This window comes from Frankia sp. AgPm24, assembly GCF_023243055.1.
Lineage (GTDB): Bacteria > Actinomycetota > Actinomycetes > Frankiales > Frankiaceae > Frankia > Frankia umida.
In genome coordinates this window covers 1-203 of the sequence record NZ_JALKFW010000136.1, presented here as the reverse complement: position 1 = coordinate 203, position 203 = coordinate 1, and the positions used below count along the sequence as shown (strand labels likewise).

The 203-nt window shown below is 68.0% G+C and carries 1 protein-coding gene; it reads left to right on the top strand.

Going from position 1 to position 203, the window contains the following annotated elements; genetic code table 11:
• On the top strand, window positions 1–203 hold a 203-nt coding region (locus tag MXD61_RS05985; protein WP_248811830.1), incomplete at both ends, for a tetratricopeptide repeat protein.

The following is a 203-nucleotide window of genomic DNA, read 5'->3' as shown; positions in this document are numbered from 1 at the left end:
TTGCGTGATCTTGGTCGGGTGGGGGAGGCGTTGCGGCTGTTCGAGCGGGCGTTGGCGATCGGCGAGGCGGTGTACGGCCCGGACCATCCAGTGGTCGCCATCCGGCTGAACAATCAGGCGTTGGCGTTGCGTGATCTTGGTCGGGTGGGGGAGGCGTTGCGGCTGTTCGAGCGGGCGTTGGCGATCGGCGAGGCGGTGTACGG